The organism is Marinimicrobium agarilyticum DSM 16975 (genome assembly GCF_000423345.1).
Classification (GTDB): domain Bacteria; phylum Pseudomonadota; class Gammaproteobacteria; order Pseudomonadales; family Cellvibrionaceae; genus Marinimicrobium; species Marinimicrobium agarilyticum.
On the sequence record NZ_AUHU01000014.1, the window covers coordinates 1 to 14,682 of the forward strand.

General features: G+C 51.9%; 16 protein-coding genes. 13 read left to right on the top strand and 3 right to left on the bottom strand.

Annotation, left to right across the window (positions count from 1 at the left end; genetic code table 11):
- Positions 1 to 408 precede the first annotated feature (408 nt).
- Positions 409 to 1,527, top strand: coding sequence for a hypothetical protein (locus tag G547_RS0113600; RefSeq protein ID WP_027330328.1), 1,119 nt, complete (start codon positions 409 to 411; stop codon positions 1,525 to 1,527).
- A gap of 93 nt (positions 1,528 to 1,620) precedes the next feature.
- Positions 1,621 to 1,962 (top strand): ribonuclease E inhibitor RraB, encoded by a 342-nt coding sequence (locus tag G547_RS0113605; RefSeq protein WP_027330329.1) that lies wholly within the window; start codon positions 1,621 to 1,623, stop codon positions 1,960 to 1,962.
- A gap of 68 nt (positions 1,963 to 2,030) precedes the next feature.
- Here the strand turns inward: G547_RS0113605 and G547_RS23850 are convergent, their stop codons facing one another.
- Positions 2,031 to 2,432, bottom strand: a complete 402-nt coding sequence (locus tag G547_RS23850) for a group II intron maturase-specific domain-containing protein (protein ID WP_281167776.1) — start codon at positions 2,430 to 2,432, stop codon at positions 2,031 to 2,033.
- A 12-nt stretch (positions 2,433 to 2,444) separates the two neighbouring features.
- Positions 2,445 to 3,356: a group II intron reverse transcriptase/maturase gene (gene ltrA / locus G547_RS21510; protein WP_245573487.1), complete on the bottom strand. Its 912-nt coding sequence runs from the start codon at positions 3,354 to 3,356 to the stop codon at positions 2,445 to 2,447.
- 579 nt (positions 3,357 to 3,935) lie between these two features.
- Between ltrA and G547_RS0113615 the strand changes: the two genes are divergently transcribed.
- The 7 genes from G547_RS0113615 to G547_RS23690 all read left to right on the top strand — a co-directional run bounded on the left by G547_RS0113615 (position 3,936) and on the right by G547_RS23690 (position 10,052).
- Positions 3,936 to 4,592 carry a hypothetical protein gene (locus G547_RS0113615; protein WP_027330330.1) on the top strand — a complete coding sequence of 219 codons (657 nt, stop codon included), beginning with the start codon at positions 3,936 to 3,938 and terminating at the stop codon, positions 4,590 to 4,592.
- A 131-nt stretch (positions 4,593 to 4,723) separates the two neighbouring features.
- Complete coding sequence (locus G547_RS0113620) at positions 4,724 to 5,215, top strand: hypothetical protein (RefSeq protein ID WP_027330331.1); 492 nt, start codon at positions 4,724 to 4,726, stop codon at positions 5,213 to 5,215.
- A gap of 76 nt (positions 5,216 to 5,291) precedes the next feature.
- Positions 5,292 to 5,765: a hypothetical protein gene (locus tag G547_RS21515; protein ID WP_051235463.1), complete on the top strand. Its 474-nt coding sequence runs from the start codon at positions 5,292 to 5,294 to the stop codon at positions 5,763 to 5,765.
- A 39-nt stretch (positions 5,766 to 5,804) separates the two neighbouring features.
- On the top strand, positions 5,805 to 6,305 hold the full coding sequence (locus tag G547_RS21520) for a hypothetical protein (RefSeq protein ID WP_051235465.1): 501 nt from the start codon (positions 5,805 to 5,807) through the stop codon (positions 6,303 to 6,305).
- 472 nt (positions 6,306 to 6,777) lie between these two features.
- Positions 6,778 to 7,194: a GFA family protein gene (locus G547_RS23440; RefSeq protein WP_211224563.1), complete on the top strand. Its 417-nt coding sequence runs from the start codon at positions 6,778 to 6,780 to the stop codon at positions 7,192 to 7,194.
- A gap of 350 nt (positions 7,195 to 7,544) precedes the next feature.
- On the top strand, positions 7,545 to 7,805 hold the full coding sequence (locus G547_RS0113635) for a DUF2164 domain-containing protein (RefSeq protein ID WP_027330332.1): 261 nt from the start codon (positions 7,545 to 7,547) through the stop codon (positions 7,803 to 7,805).
- A gap of 486 nt (positions 7,806 to 8,291) precedes the next feature.
- A complete protein-coding gene (locus G547_RS23690) occupies positions 8,292 to 10,052 on the top strand; it encodes an RICIN domain-containing protein (RefSeq protein WP_084646026.1) in 1,761 nt (586 codons plus the stop codon).
- A 163-nt stretch (positions 10,053 to 10,215) separates the two neighbouring features.
- On the opposite strand, the gene G547_RS23460 is transcribed toward G547_RS23690, so the two are convergent.
- Positions 10,216 to 10,497: a hypothetical protein gene (locus tag G547_RS23460; protein ID WP_157209882.1), complete on the bottom strand. Its 282-nt coding sequence runs from the start codon at positions 10,495 to 10,497 to the stop codon at positions 10,216 to 10,218.
- Positions 10,498 to 10,633: 136 nt separating this feature from the next.
- On the opposite strand from G547_RS23460, the gene G547_RS0113650 reads away from it, so the two are divergent.
- The 4 genes from G547_RS0113650 (at position 10,634) to G547_RS0113665 (ending at position 14,682) form a co-directional block, all read left to right on the top strand.
- Complete coding sequence (locus tag G547_RS0113650; RefSeq protein ID WP_027330334.1) at positions 10,634 to 11,734, top strand: histone deacetylase family protein; 1,101 nt, start codon at positions 10,634 to 10,636, stop codon at positions 11,732 to 11,734.
- Positions 11,735 to 11,881: 147 nt separating this feature from the next.
- Positions 11,882 to 12,451: a peptide-methionine (S)-S-oxide reductase MsrA gene (gene msrA / locus G547_RS0113655; protein ID WP_051235467.1), complete on the top strand. Its 570-nt coding sequence runs from the start codon at positions 11,882 to 11,884 to the stop codon at positions 12,449 to 12,451.
- Between the two features lie 92 nt (positions 12,452 to 12,543).
- Positions 12,544 to 13,908 carry a UDP-N-acetylmuramate:L-alanyl-gamma-D-glutamyl-meso-diaminopimelate ligase gene (mpl, locus tag G547_RS0113660; protein ID WP_027330336.1) on the top strand — a complete coding sequence of 455 codons (1,365 nt, stop codon included), beginning with the start codon at positions 12,544 to 12,546 and terminating at the stop codon, positions 13,906 to 13,908.
- A gap of 162 nt (positions 13,909 to 14,070) precedes the next feature.
- Positions 14,071 to 14,682, top strand: a complete 612-nt coding sequence (locus G547_RS0113665) for a flavin prenyltransferase UbiX (protein WP_027330337.1) — start codon at positions 14,071 to 14,073, stop codon at positions 14,680 to 14,682.

Below are 14,682 nucleotides of genomic sequence, written 5' to 3' on the forward strand. Positions count from 1 at the left end.
GTAAAGGTCGACTTCATAGATGGCGACATCGAGCATGGCTTTACCGACATCAATGCCGACGTGTCGCTCGGTGTTTCTGGCTTTAGCGTTGGTAGTTGTATTCATGGCTCACCCTTGCTAAATTCGGGCTCAAGGCCCCTTCGACTGTTCGAGTTCAAATTGGAGTCAGCATGGCGCTCAGGCTGGTTAACGGGCTAGACACTGTCTGCGCGAGCGCAAGCATCGAGCTACCATGCTGAAAACCTGTTGCTGCAGGTTTGGGTCTCACTATATCGCTTGGGGTAAACGGTGAAAATAAGAGAAATTCCATCATACAAGGCGCAGCACTACACAGCCTTCGGCTGTCGGACGCTCGCAAGCTCGCGCCGGTGTGCGCAACGTTAGAGCAAGTAAAACCATGGAGAAATAATGAAGGCTTTTGGTGTGGGTTGTTTTCACTTTTCAGTGAATAGTACAGAGTTAAAAACAATTTTAGTGAAGGATTACATAGCTGAAATTGTTCAAACACTGGAATCGCTCACGACAGTATCTGATGTCCAATGCGATTATGATGAGTCTGTTAAAAGTGAAGAGCTAGATATATCACCACCAAACCTGCTAATGAAGGACGGCGACGGCTGTTTCCCTCAAATACCATTCTTAAATCTTGAATTTAACATATATATTCCAAGTAGGATCCAAGCTGAACTAATCGACATACCTGAAGAATATTTAGATACCGGGAGTGAGAACTTTAAAGTAACAATTGTTCACGACTGGCATGGACCCTTAACCTATGTTGAGCCTTTGGGCGGAGGAACTGACGCGAAGCCATCAACATCCGTCCAAGTTGTAAGGGAGTATCTCTGTCGTGAAATATCTAAGATTGAAACATATCTTGTGCCGGACTTTCTGGGGCCGTCTCCGTTTCATGCTGACTTCTTCTTTGAAATTAATGATGAGACCCAAAGTAAAGATGGAATTTTTAATGTTCAAGTAAACAAAAGGCCTGGATATGACAGAATAACAATTACTTGTTCTAAAGAGGCTTTTTCATCAGAGGATAGCGGGCTTTCCGCTCTTTACGAAGAGTTGGCACAGGAAGTGGCATTTTTCTATGACCTAAACCAAAAAGCCTCAGGTCAAATGCACCGGTGGTTTGAAATTCAAGAAGTTATGCATTCAATATTGGATTTCGAAAATGAAAGCTCTAAGAAGTCACTAAAAGATAGAGTTTTCGAGAAACCTAAGCTATTTAGAAAAGTGTTCAAGGATATTGGTTTTTTTAAAGGCCAAAATATATTTGATCAGAGTGCAATCAGTAATCACTACAACTCAATATATGATTCAGGCAAACACACTACTTATCTTAAAGAGTTCATTGATAAAGAAATCTCTGAACATGCTACATACCCTGTGGAAGAAACAGTAGAGCTAATGCGATATTTTGATCAAAAGACAAGTAAAGTTTTTGAGCTAAGTATTGTTGTTTTAGCTGCGACATTAGGAGGTTTTGTTGGCTCAATCATCACAGTATCTTTCAGCTAAATGCTCTAACAAGTTGCTGCACTCGGAAAAATTACTCGCTGCGCTCCCAATTTTCCGGTGAGCAAGGCGTTACGTGTATCTAAGGAGTCACCAATGAGTGTAGTGGACGCACTACTAGATAATGCATATCAAGATACCCAACTTCTCATAGTCAATGATGAGAAAGGTGATGACTTCAAGATCCCTCGTGACGTAGATTTTGTTTTCTATACAACAGACAAGCAAAAAGCAGATACCGTAGCCGGCTTCGTTAGTGACAACAATTACGGATCAGCGTTTATCTCAACGCAAGGCGATAATTATGTAGTGCGCGTGGTAGTGAACATGCCTTCAACGCAACACGTCATCTGTTGTACATCTGGGCTGATGGCATGCATAGCTCAACTCTTTGGCGTGGAATATGACGGGTGGGGCTGTGTCCTGCAAACCACGTAATCGGGTAAGGACGGGTGTTTAGCCCGCCCTCCCCACAACACCCTGCATGCGGGTCCGCACAGGGCGTTTCACTCAGAGTAGTGAAGCTTGATCCATCCATCACGCAGCGACACTAAGCCCGACTTCTTCAAAAAGTCATTGGATAATGCCTGATTGATTCCTGGAGTTTTGGAGCTGCGCCACGGGCCTTTGCTTGTGATGCCGCATGCCACGGCGGCCTGGACATGCACGCCGAGCCTCATTAAGTTTCGTACTTTGGTGCGAGGCTTACGCCACTGTCGCCAGTAAGCCATTCGAACTCTTCGGCGTATCCAGTGATCCAGATCGCAGCATTGCTGGTAGCCGTTGGCGATACCAAAATAGTTGATCCAACCACGGATGAACTGGCTGGTCTTAAAGAGCTGGTAGCGCATGCTTACGCCCCAGTTTCGATTGGTTAGCTCCCTAATTCGCTGCTTGAATTTTAGCAGCGTTTTCGGATATCATTTGATGAGCCCGCTCTTGAAAGTGAAACCCAAGAACTGACTCTCACTGGTTTTGACCACCTGACTTTTCTGCGTGTTGATCACAAGCCTCAACCGGTTTTGCAGATACTGAGTAACGCTGCGCAATACTCGCTCCCCCGCACGCCGACTTTTCACCAGAATGATAAAGTCGTCGGCATAGCGAGCGAATTTGTGGCCGCGTCGCTCCAGTTCTTTGTCCAAGGGATCGAGCATGATGTTGGCCAACAGGGGCGACATTGGACCGCCCTGTGGGACACCTTCCCGTGTCTCGTGGAAGAACTGGTTATCGATAAGCCCAGCTCGTAGATACCGGGCGATCAGCTGCTTCACTCGTTTGTCGTGAACCCGTCGGCCCACTAACGACATCAGCAAGTCGTGATTGACCCGGTCAAAGAACTTCGACAGATCAACATCCACGGCAGTGCGCCGCTTTTGTTTGATGATCTGTTGTACCTGCTTAACCGCTTGTTGCCCATTTCGACCCGGCCTGAATCCAAAGCTATGTGTGGAAAAGCTCGGATCGAAAATGAGTGTGAGCACTTGGGCAATGGCTTGCTGAATAATACGGTCAACCACCGTTGGAATGCCAAGCGGTCGCTTGCCTCCATCGGGCTTCTCGATTTCAACGCGCCGCACCGGCTGTGGGCAGTATTTACCTGAACGAAGCTCAGACTTCACCATCTCCCATTTACCGGATCTTGCCCATGCTGGAAACTCGTCGATGGACATACCATCGACTCCTGCGGCTCCTTTATTGGCTCGAACTTGTTTCCATGCCCGATGCAAATTCACAGGCTGGAGCATCTGCTCGAACAGAGCGTCGCTAAAGGCTGGCTTCGGGTCAATACGCTGAGTCACGTCATTGCCGGTCGGCATTCGTGTGTTCAAGTGTGACAAGGCTCCTCCTTTCTCTGAATGTTCGGGCCTTCACCGTGTCCAGCCCATTACGACTGGCGTTTGGCTACTATGCCCTTTGCTGACTTCTGTTTAATCACCCACAGGGTTGCCCCTGTGGACGCTATCGGTTTTCATCGGTTTGCTCTCCCCGGTTGATGAGGCCTGGGAGCCAAGGCACTTGTAGACCAGGGCCTTACTGGTTTCCTACCGATCGCTTGTTAAGCAGATCTCCCCAGATAAGAACATGAACTTTCACTGCGCAACTGCCTCATTTACGGTGGCCGTCAGATCACGTGGCTTCGCTGTCTTGTGCCAGCTCGCCTCCAGCCTACGCCTCATATGAGATTCTTGTTCATCAGCTCGCAGCTTTGCTAGCGGCTTCCTCCAGACCCAGCCTCGCGGCGGAGCCCTTGCCATTCGCTAGTAGTTAGCGTTAAATTGACCTTTAACGGTGATCTTCCTACAGGGGACTCTCACCCCATTAGTTCATGCCCATGCTGGGCGTACACAAGTAAATGCAGCCGACCGCTAACGCGTCGGCTGATTTAAGCGTTATCACTTGAGGATGTCATGGCTAAGCGAGAATCTGTAGAGCTAGTGCTGGAAGGAGCAGAGATAGCTCTTAAACAATGCGTAGAAGATAGCGTCCTTAAAGATGTTCCGTTCGTTGGGACGTTAGTCAAGCTCTATGGTATCGGAGGTTCTATAAGAGATCGCCTGTATGCTGCCAAAATAAATAGATTCCTTTTTTGTCTTTCTGACGTTTCCATGGAGCAGAAAGATAGAATGAAGGAGTCGATTTCAGCTAGAGAAATGGAATCAGATAAGCTAAGCCAAAAGATACTTTTGGCTTTGGAGACGCAAACAGATGTTGAAAAATCGGAAGTTATTGCCAACCTTTTTATAGCGTATTTAGATAGAAAAATATCGTTTTCCAACTTTAGGAGGGCGATCGATGTAACGGCGAACTGCTTTCTGGATGATTTAAACGAATTCCTGAAAAGAGATGGATTTCAAGGATTTATGCAGAAGACATTCGAAGAGCTTGAGAGAGAGAAAATATCAGGCCTTACAAACACACCTTTGATCGGAATTGATAGAACCTCTCCAGATGAATTAAGAAGAGAAAGGCAGGAGAGCATGGTGGGTGTCGTTCTATATGAGACTACTGATTTCAGCTCCATATACTTAAAAGCCTACCACTATGGAAAAGAGTGCCGAACTTAATATCCAAGTTCGGCGGTGATAACAAGCCAAGGCAGCGGGAAATATTTTGCTTCGCTGCGCTTAAAACGCAAAATATTCCCCTGCTTGGGGCGTTAGAATCTCAAAAACCAACCATAAAATAGGAAGCACTTATGATTTACAAGAAATGCCTCGCTCTAGTTCTTGCGGTAGTTCTCTCCGGCTGTAGCGGCAAACCATCGGATGAGGATCTATCCGAGACTTTTATTCAAGCCTTCGCCGGTTTTGAGGCTGTAGGTTTTGATATGAGCGAATACATGGAGCCTGCGAGCTGGGAAATTATCGATTCATACGAGGAAGGAAATATCTACGTATTAGACGCTATCGCTAGAATACGCATTAAGAAGAATATTGACGAAAGTGAGATTTCGCGAATCAAAGAAAGTCTGGGTATGCATTCTGGTTATCCTTTGCAAGTGATTAGAATGTATGAGTTGACTAAGAAATATGATGCCGGCGAGATTACCAAGCAGGACCTTGTCTCCGAGCTTAGCTTTCCTGATGATCCAGAAGGCACCCTCGCTAAAGGAGATGTGTTTTCTCTGGTGGAGCCAAGTGAATACAAGTTTAGGAAGACTGACAATGGGTGGCGCGCGGTAGAGTAGTATTCTAACAAAGCCAGTCAGCAGGACCTTGCTTCGCTCGGCCTCTGCTGGCGACGTTATATAGCCAAGAAAGGTCATGTGGATGTTCCGAAATTCTGAACAAAGTCCGTATTTAAAGCCGGGGAGATTGGCAGATGTTCTAGGTCTTCTTCAAGTCCTGGGCTTGGATAGTTTAGTCTATAGATCGGAGTCCGGAGCAGATGGTGAAGAGGCTGACGGTGGATTGAGGCATGAGCTGAAGGCAATCCCATCTTCAGCACAGACTTGGCTGCAGGTGGCAAAAGACCATCCTGAATTTTTCAGGGTAGATGAGAGCAAAACCTACCCTATATCTCTCATTTGCAGGCACACCCATAAAACATCCCCTGAATTAAAAAATAAACCGTTCGATAATTCCATTGTTCACAGGCTTATGGAACTTGCTATTGAGCTTCATGATCGAGAAGTTCGACGATCCTTGGGTTGGACGTTCTATACGCCCATTTGGGTGGCTGCAATCAGCGGCGTAATCTTGATTTTTAAAGCTTTTATAGAGGCCAGCGGTGGGTAAGCCATATAATATACTGTTAATGGTCCAAGGAGTATTGAGTTGAAACTTATAGGTCCGTTTATATACCAGGTCTCCGTAGAGGAAGGTGACCGATATTCTGTAGTGAGCCCTCATGGGAAGTCCAATTTTGTAGCGCCGGTTACTACGCGCGGCCCTAAGATTTACGTCTTCGCTCACGAAGGTGCGCTGATCTATATCGGGCAAACTGTTCAAGGCATGAGTGCACGTATGCGGCTTGGATTTAAGGCGGACGGAACAGGTGGCTATTGGGGGTATCGCTGGAGACGAGATTTACAAGAATCTGCCTTACATATATGGGTTCTCGAAGATTGCCCCGAAGAAGACGAGTTTCACGCACTGGAGTGCATTGAGTCAGAGGTCGTGTACTTGTATAGATTTGCATTCGATCAGTGGCCAAAGTTCCAAACTGAGATTCATTTTCACGAGTCAAGCGAGGAACACCGAGCCTTGGCAAGGCAGATATTTGATGGTTTCAGCGAAGAGGCCATTAACAAGGAAATGCACGCGACAAGCGCGTGATTGCGGCGTTAAGCAAAAATATGTTGGAATTTCTGAAAAAGCTAATATCCACTTTTATCGCTTGCTGCGCTGTAGCGCTCATCATGGCTTTTCCTGAAAGATTTTGGCTTAGTACCGCCGTTACGGTCGTGTTATTCGGAATGGGGATGTTTGGTATTATTTGTACAGTTTTGTGGCATGTGCTGTACGCGTTCTACTTCATTAAGCGTTTCAGTGTAAGGACGGCTCATGTGTTATCAGTTTTATCGTCCGCCGTCCTATGGCCGGGATTTGTAAGCCTTATCTCTCTGCTCCCTGGAGGAGATCTATCAGTCTTTTCAACTTGGCTTGCTTTTTCCGTGCTAGCAGCTCTATCCGGGCTTGCGAGCCTCGTAGTCTATTGGGCTGTCTTCACGGCTTTTCCGCGCTTAACACGTCGCTCAAGCCGACCGCCTTCGGCGTCGGCTTAGCTCAACGTTATCAGGAGGATATTTTGAGTAAAATAGAATACCCAATTACGGGTTCTTGCCAATGCGGTAACGTACAGTATGAGTTGCTGGAGCCACCGCTGTTCGTTGCTGCTTGCCACTGTAAAGAGTGTCAGAAATTATCAACCAGCGCATTTAGCATAACTGCTATGGTGAAGACGAATAGCGTTAAGTTTCAAGGTGAAATGAAAAGCTGGAGTCGGATTGCGGATAGCGGAAACACTAGTGGAGCAAAGTTTTGCCCCACCTGCGGAAACAGGATTTACCATTTTGACCCAAATGAACCGGATAAACTGAAGCTCAAGCCTAGCAATCTATCAGATACAAGCATTATCAGCCCTACGATTCACGTCTGGGTAAGCGAAAAACAAGATTGGTATCAAATACCTTCCGGCGTAAAGGTTTTTGACAAGCAACCATAGGAGTTTCCATCAACAATCCAGGGCAGTGGGACGTATTTTTTCTTCGCTGATCTCAAAACGCAGATGCCAAAGTTTAGCGGCATTATGGAGTGTGCACCATGATATCCACGTTTAGGCCCTATGCTTTCGTGGCTGTTCTGCTTGCGCCTAGGATGGTGGGATAACCGCGGAGGCGTTCTTGTTTCGCGGTCGGACCATGGCGAATCCGTCCTGATCGAAATGAAGGCTTCGAAAATTTCATGTTACGGCCACATTGTCACTTGGGGCAACAGTGCTGGAAACGTACGTCGACTAGTTGACAGCTCAACCCCCATGAGAGCGCTGACGTCATGTGATTCAAGGAGTTAATGATGAGTAAAATCGAATTCTCAAAAGCAGAAAAGGAAATAATGACGCAAAAGGTCAAGAGATATTTTCAAGATGAGCTGAATGAAGATATTGGCAACTTTGATGCCGAATTCCTTATTGATTTCTTTGCTGAGGAAATGGGTGGCTTTTTCTACAATCGAGGCCTGTATGATGCTGAAACGATGATCGCGGAAAAGGTTTCGGAAATTTCAGATCAGCTGCTCCAGCTTGAAAAGCCTGTCTCGGTGGTTGGCAAGGCATAACATGAAGGCGGCGCAGTGCATCGCACCACATAACCGGCGAAGTATTAGAAGCCAGATTAACGCCTATGGCCTCGTGGGGCTGTGCACAAAAAAACAGAAGGCCGGAAAGAGCTACGCCCGACTGGCGCGCTTATCATCAACACCCCCATAAATGGCACGAGAAATATCGTTTGCGACGGCCTTTCGCCTAAAGCCTGCATCGCATAATCGATTTTTGATGCGTTTCCCCTGCACAAATCCCTCCCAATTTTGACTATTTATCTGCCTTATCGATATTTTCCCAATTTCTAGAACTTGTGCGCAGTTTGGGAATCTCGTTCGGGCCAATCCTAGTATGGTCATATTATATCAGATATTATCGGCACCCCGACTCCAGTTAGATCTAGAGTCGTTACACGGTTGTATTCAATAAAAACATTCACCGACGGGTTCTGTCCGCTTTAGGCGCGAGTTGTCTAACCCCGACCAAAAAGCGAGAAACAAATTATGATTAAAAATACAGTCTGGCGACTGGCGTCGCTAACAGCGTTGCTTTCATGCGCCCAGCTCAGTTGGGCCATTGATGATGGCGTCTATACCATCACGTCCAAGTACAGTGGAAAGGTGGTAGAGGTGGCTTCCACCGATACCGCCGATGGGGCAAACGTAATTCAATGGGCCGCCAATGGCGGCGCCACTCAGCAGTGGGAAATTTCCAATGTCGGGGGCGATGACTACTCTGTCGTCAACGTGAATAGTGGAAAGGCCATGGAGGTGTATGAGTTCAGTACCGCCGATGGCGGTAACGTGACTCAGTGGGAATACTGGGGTGGCGAGCCACAAACATGGACCATCACCGAGCAGGGCGATGGTTTTTTTAGCTTCATCAATAAACACAGCGGCAAAAGCGTCGACCTGTTAGATTGGGACACCTCTGATGGGGCAAACATCGCACAGTGGGAATGGTGGGGTGGAGACACCCAGCTGTGGGCGCTCGATCTGGTGGGAGGCAACAACCCAGACCCTATAAGTGTCACCTTTGAAGAGGACGGTGGTTTTTGTGACGTGGAGGGTAGCGTTGACACAAACCACTCCGGCTTCAACGGTACCGGTTTTGCCAACACTGACAACAACGTAGGCGCGGGTATCACCTGGAACGTTGAGATTGGTCAGGCTGGGAGCTATACCTTGCAATGGCGCTATGCCAATGGCGCTGCGAGTGGGCGTTCCGCTGATGTGCTTGTTGATGGTAACGTCCAGTACGCCGGACTCGCTCAAGCGACCACAGGGGGATGGACAACCTGGAACAACAGCGACACCGTCGAGTTGTGGCTGGATCAGGGTAGCCACACCATTCGTCTGCAGGCAACGACTGCTGCGGGTCTGGGTAATGTCGACAGTTTGACAGTAACGGGCAGCGCCGTCAGTGCCGGTGATTGTTCCGGCTCGGGCGGAGTGAAGAACCCACCCGAAATGAGCGCGGGTTGCGGCAACCCCCTATCGCTGACAAACGGTAGAAAGACCATCATTAGCAACGGTGTTGAGCGTGAGTATTTCGTTACCCTTCCCTCGAACTACAACCCGAATGAGCCTTACCGTTTATTTTACGTTTCGCACGGTTTAGGTGGGGTTGGCGAACACGTCTATAACACCGACTTTTTGAACTGGTTTGGCTTGAGAACCCAAGCGCTCAGGAATGATGTACCGGCGATTTGGATCGCGCCGACGGCCATCGACCGGTGGGCGCAACGCGATCACGCTTTGTTTGATGACATCACCAACTTCGCCAAGAATAACCTGTGTGTCGATACCACGCGCGTCTTCGTCGCGGGCATGAGCTTCGGGGGGATGATCTCTTATTCCCTGTCCACCAATCATCAGGACGTCATCCGCGCCGGTTTCGGGATGTCTCCCGCGAACTTCAATATTTGGTTGCCCAACCCCAAAGGCACTGATCCCATCGCCTGGATGCAGACAACCGGCATGTCAGACCCCACCACTCCCTGGGATGCTGGTGGCGGACGCGGTGCGAAGTACATCGCTTTGGAAAAAGCGCGCGATAACGGATGTAACGTACCAAACGACATTGAGACCTGGGTTCCAGGAAGCCCCTCCCGGCACCTATGCGTAGATATGCAAGGCTGTGACGAGGGTTATCCCGTGAAAGTGTGCACCTTCGACGGCGGTCACATTCACGACCATCGGGAGCCCGGCGCGGCGGAATCATGGATTCCCGCCGAGGCTTGGGACTTCTTTATGCAGTTCTGACCGAGCGAATAATGTCGGCCTATGAGGTAGGTCGAATTGCCTGTTGAAATAGCCCCGGCCGACTTGGTCGGGGCTATTTCATTTATGAATAGCACTGTACTTGAACGCGACGGCAAAGTGCGTGCACTTACATTTTTGGAGCTCTCCAGAATTCCCTTCGGCCTTACAAATCGGCCGCGGTCTTGCCGCCTTTCTTCATTTTCTTTTCGGCCTTCTTCTCTTTGGCGGATAAAGCCGGCTTTTTCTTCGTTTCTTTGTTGCTTCTATGTTCTTTGCTCATATCGAAGTTCCCAAACGGGGAGGATCGGGGGCAGGATACTGCCCGGTGGTTCTGCTCGGTGAGCACATCAGCAAAGCCGACCCAAGCCGGGTGAGATGTTGCGCATGCAGCGCCACCGTTAATGAGTTTACCGGCGTTGCCCAGAGAAAGATAGAACCGTTTCATCACCGGCCTGGCTGGCTGACAGCATGGACCGCGACGGCGCGTTTGAATCCGCTGGGGTGGTGCGCAACCCGATGCGGGTGGTAGCCAACGACCCGCTATAGTAGAGTTGAACAGTCAACCAAAAAGGGGGTACGGAGTGATAGGTGATCGCAAGGTAAACGTCTTTTTCGACGAGATTATGCTGGGCCACGACCCGCAGGTAGATGTGCCCTACCTGCCCAGCCGGGTGGAGAAACGCGTCAGGACCCTTCTGCAGCAGTTGGAGTTCAAATGGAGCTATCCCGAGCACCCCGGGCGGCTGAGCGCCATCAAGGCATATCTGGATGAAAACCCCGTTCCCAACACTCACTTCACCTCAGGCCCCAGCGCCACCTACGACCAGTTGAGCCGCGTTCATACCACCTCCTACCTGGACCACATTTTCTCATTGGCCGGTCAACACGCCTGGCTGGACAGGGACACCACCGCCGTCTCGCCCGACAGCATCAAGGCGGCGACGGCAGCGGCTGGTAACGCTATCGCCGCAGTGGAAAGTGTCGTGAACAAAGAGGCACAGAGCGCCTTCGCCCTGGTGCGCCCGCCCGGCCATCACGCCGAGCCGGTTCGGGCCCGAGGGTTCTGCCTGCTCAATAACGTCGCGGTGGCGGCGGCCCACGCCCAGGCAAAGCTGGGCTGTGAGCGTATTCTGATCATTGACTGGGATGCCCACCACGGCAATGGGACCCAGGATATCTTCTGGGCAGACCCGGACGTGCTGTTCTTTGATACCCATTGTGCCGCGCCCTTTTACCCCGGCTCCGGGCACCTGGACGAGGTGGGCGCGGGGCTCGGCGAGGGCTACACCATTAACGTGCCGCTTCCCGAAACCGCCGGCGACATTGCCTTTGAAAAAGCCTTCCGCGATATATTGGTTCCGGCCGCCGAGCACTTTGAACCGGACCTGGTACTGGTATCAGCAGGCTTCGACCCGCATCGCAATGACATGGCGCTGAACCTGACCTATGACGGCTTCAAGGTGATCACCCAGATCGTCCAGAGCATTGCCGACCGACATTGTGATGGCCGGCTAGCGCTGGTGTTGGAAGGCGGCTACAACCTGACATCGCTCGCCCACGGGGTGCATGCCGTATTGGAGGTACTGACCGGCGGCGAGGCGCCAGAGCTGCAAGAGTGCGGCGTGAAGGAAGTCGCGGAAGCGGCCGAATTCCACCGTTCAGCCTTTGTTGAGGATGACTGACGAGGTTGCGAAGGCACCCCCCATAAACCGGGACATTAAAACGTAGAGTGTAGCCTCGGGGCTTAAGTTATCCCCGACACACATCGTTGGCGAATAATCGGGCGTATTCAGTGTCAGAGTGAAACTTGCACGAAACCGGAGGTTCATATGAGCCGTTTGCTGTTGCTTTTGATGCTGTTATCCCCTTTTGCTTTGGCCGAGGACACCGCTGAGGCCATCTTCGCCGGCGGGTGTTTCTGGTGTATGGAGCCACCCTACGACGAGCTGGACGGTGTGCTGGAAACCACTTCCGGGTACACCGGCGGGCATGTTGAGGACCCCAGCTACCAAGAGGTGGTGGCCGGCGGTACGGGGCACTACGAGGCGGTAAAGGTGACCTACGACCCGTCAAAGGTCGACTACCAAACCTTGCTGGATGTCTTCTGGCGCAATATCGACCCGCTGGATGCCGGTGGCCAGTTTTGCGACCGGGGTAACTCCTATCGAGCCGCCATCTTTTACCGGAACCCCGAACAGGAGCGACTGGCGCGTGCCAGCAAGGAGCCGGTGGAGGCGCGTTTTGAGCAGCCGGTCGTGACCGAGATCCTTGAGGCCTCCGAGTTCTACCCGGCCGAGGAGTACCACCAGAACTACTACGAGAAGAACCCGGTGCGCTTCAAGTACTACAAGTTTCGGTGCGGCCGGGAAGCGCGGCTGGATGAATTGTGGGCTGACTGACACACTTAGGGGGTTTAGGCCGCACGCGGCCTCTACTCCCGCCGACGCTGAGCGCGTACACTTAGCCCTTTTCAGGCAAGCAAACGACGTCTATGCATATCCATATTCTCGGCATCTGCGGAACCTTCATGGGCAGCCTGGCGCTGCTGGCCCGCGAGCTCGGCCACCGTGTCACCGGCAGTGACGCCAACGTCTATCCTCCTATGAGTACACAGCTCTCGGACGCCGGCATCGAGCTGCTTGAGGGCTATCATCCCGAACACCTGGAGCCGGCCCCCGATCTGGTCGTGGTCGGCAACGCCTTGAGCCGGGGCAACCCCGAGGTGGAAGCGGTGCTGGAGCTTGGCCTGCCCTACACCTCCGGCCCCGAATGGTTGCGCGAGCAGGTGCTGCCGGGCAAATGGGTATTGGCCGTGGCTGGCACCCATGGCAAAACCACCACCTCAAGCATGCTGGCCTGGATTCTCGAGTACGCCCATATGGCGCCGGGCTTTCTGATTGGCGGCGTCACCCAGAATTTCCCCCAGTCCGCGCGCCTGGGCGGCACCCCATTTTTTGTGGTGGAGGCGGACGAGTACGACAGCGCCTTTTTCGATAAGCGCTCCAAATTTGTTCACTACCGGCCCCGCACGCTGGTGATCAACAACCTGGAATATGACCACGCCGATATTTTCCCGGACCTGGCCGCCATTCAACGGCAATTCCATCATCTGGTCCGCACCGTACCCGGCGGCGGGCAGATCATCACCCCCAGCGACGAGGCGGCGATCGAACAGACGTTGGAGCAAGGCTGTTGGACGCCGCGCCAGCGCTTTGGAAGCGAGGGCGCTGAATGGCAGTTTCGCCTGTTGAATACCGATGGCAGCGCGTTTGAGGTGCTCCACCAGGGCGAAGCCGTCTCCGAGGTGCGCTGGCCGCTGACCGGCCAGCACAATGTGATGAACGGCCTGGCCGCGCTGATCGCCGCTCGCCACGTTGGCGTGACACCCGAAATCGGCGCAGAGGCACTGGCGCAGTTCAAGGGCGTCAAGCGTCGGATGGAGTGTCTGGCGGATGTGCACGGCATTCGGGTGTACGATGATTTTGCCCACCATCCGACGGCGATCAAGACGACCCTGGCCGGGTTGCGGGCTCAGGTGGGCGAGGACAAGATCATCGCGCTGATTGAGCCGCGCTCGAACACCATGCGGATGGGTGTCCACCGGGATGCGCTGAAGAATGCGTTTTCGGATGCCGATGCGGTATTGTGGTACCAGCCGAAAGACAGCGACTGGGATCTGGAAGCGCTGGTGAACCACAGTTCTGTGCCGGCGCAGTTGGAGCACTCCATTGATGAGATGATTCACGGCGCTTTGGCGCTGGCGGAGAGCGGCACTCATATTGTGATTATGAGCAATGGCGGGTTCGGGGGCATTCATCAGAAGTTGGTGGATCAGTTGAATCGGCATGCGTTGTAGAGTGATTCTCCGTAGTCCGGTCCGGGGAGGGTAAGACCTTTCAGGACACGCCGTAAACCCATCCCTGGGGGCTCGAATCGCGGGTCCCCCGCTCCACGGTCCTGAAAGGTCTTACCCTCCCCGGACCTCAGTTCCAAATCGAGCAACACATAAGGATTCATCATGGATTATCAACGCACTATTACCTTAGCCATGACCGGGGCGTCCGGCGCTCAATATGGCTTGCGGCTGTTGCAGTGTCTGCTGGCGGCGGATTGTCGGGTGTATCTGTTGCTGTCCAGAGCCGCCGAGGTGGTGATTCGCACCGAGACCAATCTGGAGTTGCCGGAAACGTTGGAGGAGCAGCAGTTGATGTTGAGCCAGACGTTCGGGGCGGAGGATGAGCAACTGTTGCTGTTTGGCCGGGAGGACTGGTTTTCTCCGGTGGCGTCCGGTTCCAGCTCGGCCAGTTCTATGGTTATCTGCCCCGCCAGTGGCGGGAGCCTGTCGGCCATTGCTCACGGCGCCAGTAACAACCTGATCGAGCGGGCGGCGGATGTGGCGCTGAAGGAGCGCCGGCAATTGCTCTTGGTCCCTCGCGAAGCGCCTTACTCGGAGATCCACCTGGAAAACATGCTCAAGCTCACTCGCATGGGCGCGGTGGTGGTGCCCGCCAGCCCCGGATTTTACATGCAGCCGACCCGAGTGGAGGAGCTGGTGGACTTTATCGTGGCGCGCCTGCTGGACCAGTTGGGGCTGGAGCAGGATCTGATGCCCCGTTGGGGCGAGGAGTAG

Bases quoted from the DNA above. Each gene is read 5' to 3' on its own strand.
- G547_RS0113605 (WP_027330329.1), top strand. From the start codon at position 1,621: ATGAGTGTAGTGGACGCACTACTAGATAATGCATATCAAGATACCCAA.
- G547_RS23460 (WP_157209882.1), bottom strand. From the start codon at position 10,497: ATGAAACGGTTCTATCTTTCTCTGGGCAACGCCGGTAAACTCATTAAC.
- G547_RS0113600 (WP_027330328.1), top strand. From the start codon at position 409: ATGAAGGCTTTTGGTGTGGGTTGTTTTCACTTTTCAGTGAATAGTACA.
- mpl (WP_027330336.1), top strand. From the start codon at position 12,544: ATGCATATCCATATTCTCGGCATCTGCGGAACCTTCATGGGCAGCCTG.
- G547_RS23690 (WP_084646026.1), top strand. From the start codon at position 8,292: ATGATTAAAAATACAGTCTGGCGACTGGCGTCGCTAACAGCGTTGCTT.
- G547_RS0113615 (WP_027330330.1), top strand. From the start codon at position 3,936: ATGGCTAAGCGAGAATCTGTAGAGCTAGTGCTGGAAGGAGCAGAGATA.
- G547_RS0113635 (WP_027330332.1), top strand. From the start codon at position 7,545: ATGAGTAAAATCGAATTCTCAAAAGCAGAAAAGGAAATAATGACGCAA.
- G547_RS21515 (WP_051235463.1), top strand. From the start codon at position 5,292: ATGTGGATGTTCCGAAATTCTGAACAAAGTCCGTATTTAAAGCCGGGG.
- G547_RS0113620 (WP_027330331.1), top strand. From the start codon at position 4,724: ATGATTTACAAGAAATGCCTCGCTCTAGTTCTTGCGGTAGTTCTCTCC.
- msrA (WP_051235467.1), top strand. From the start codon at position 11,882: ATGAGCCGTTTGCTGTTGCTTTTGATGCTGTTATCCCCTTTTGCTTTG.
- G547_RS0113665 (WP_027330337.1), top strand. From the start codon at position 14,071: ATGGATTATCAACGCACTATTACCTTAGCCATGACCGGGGCGTCCGGC.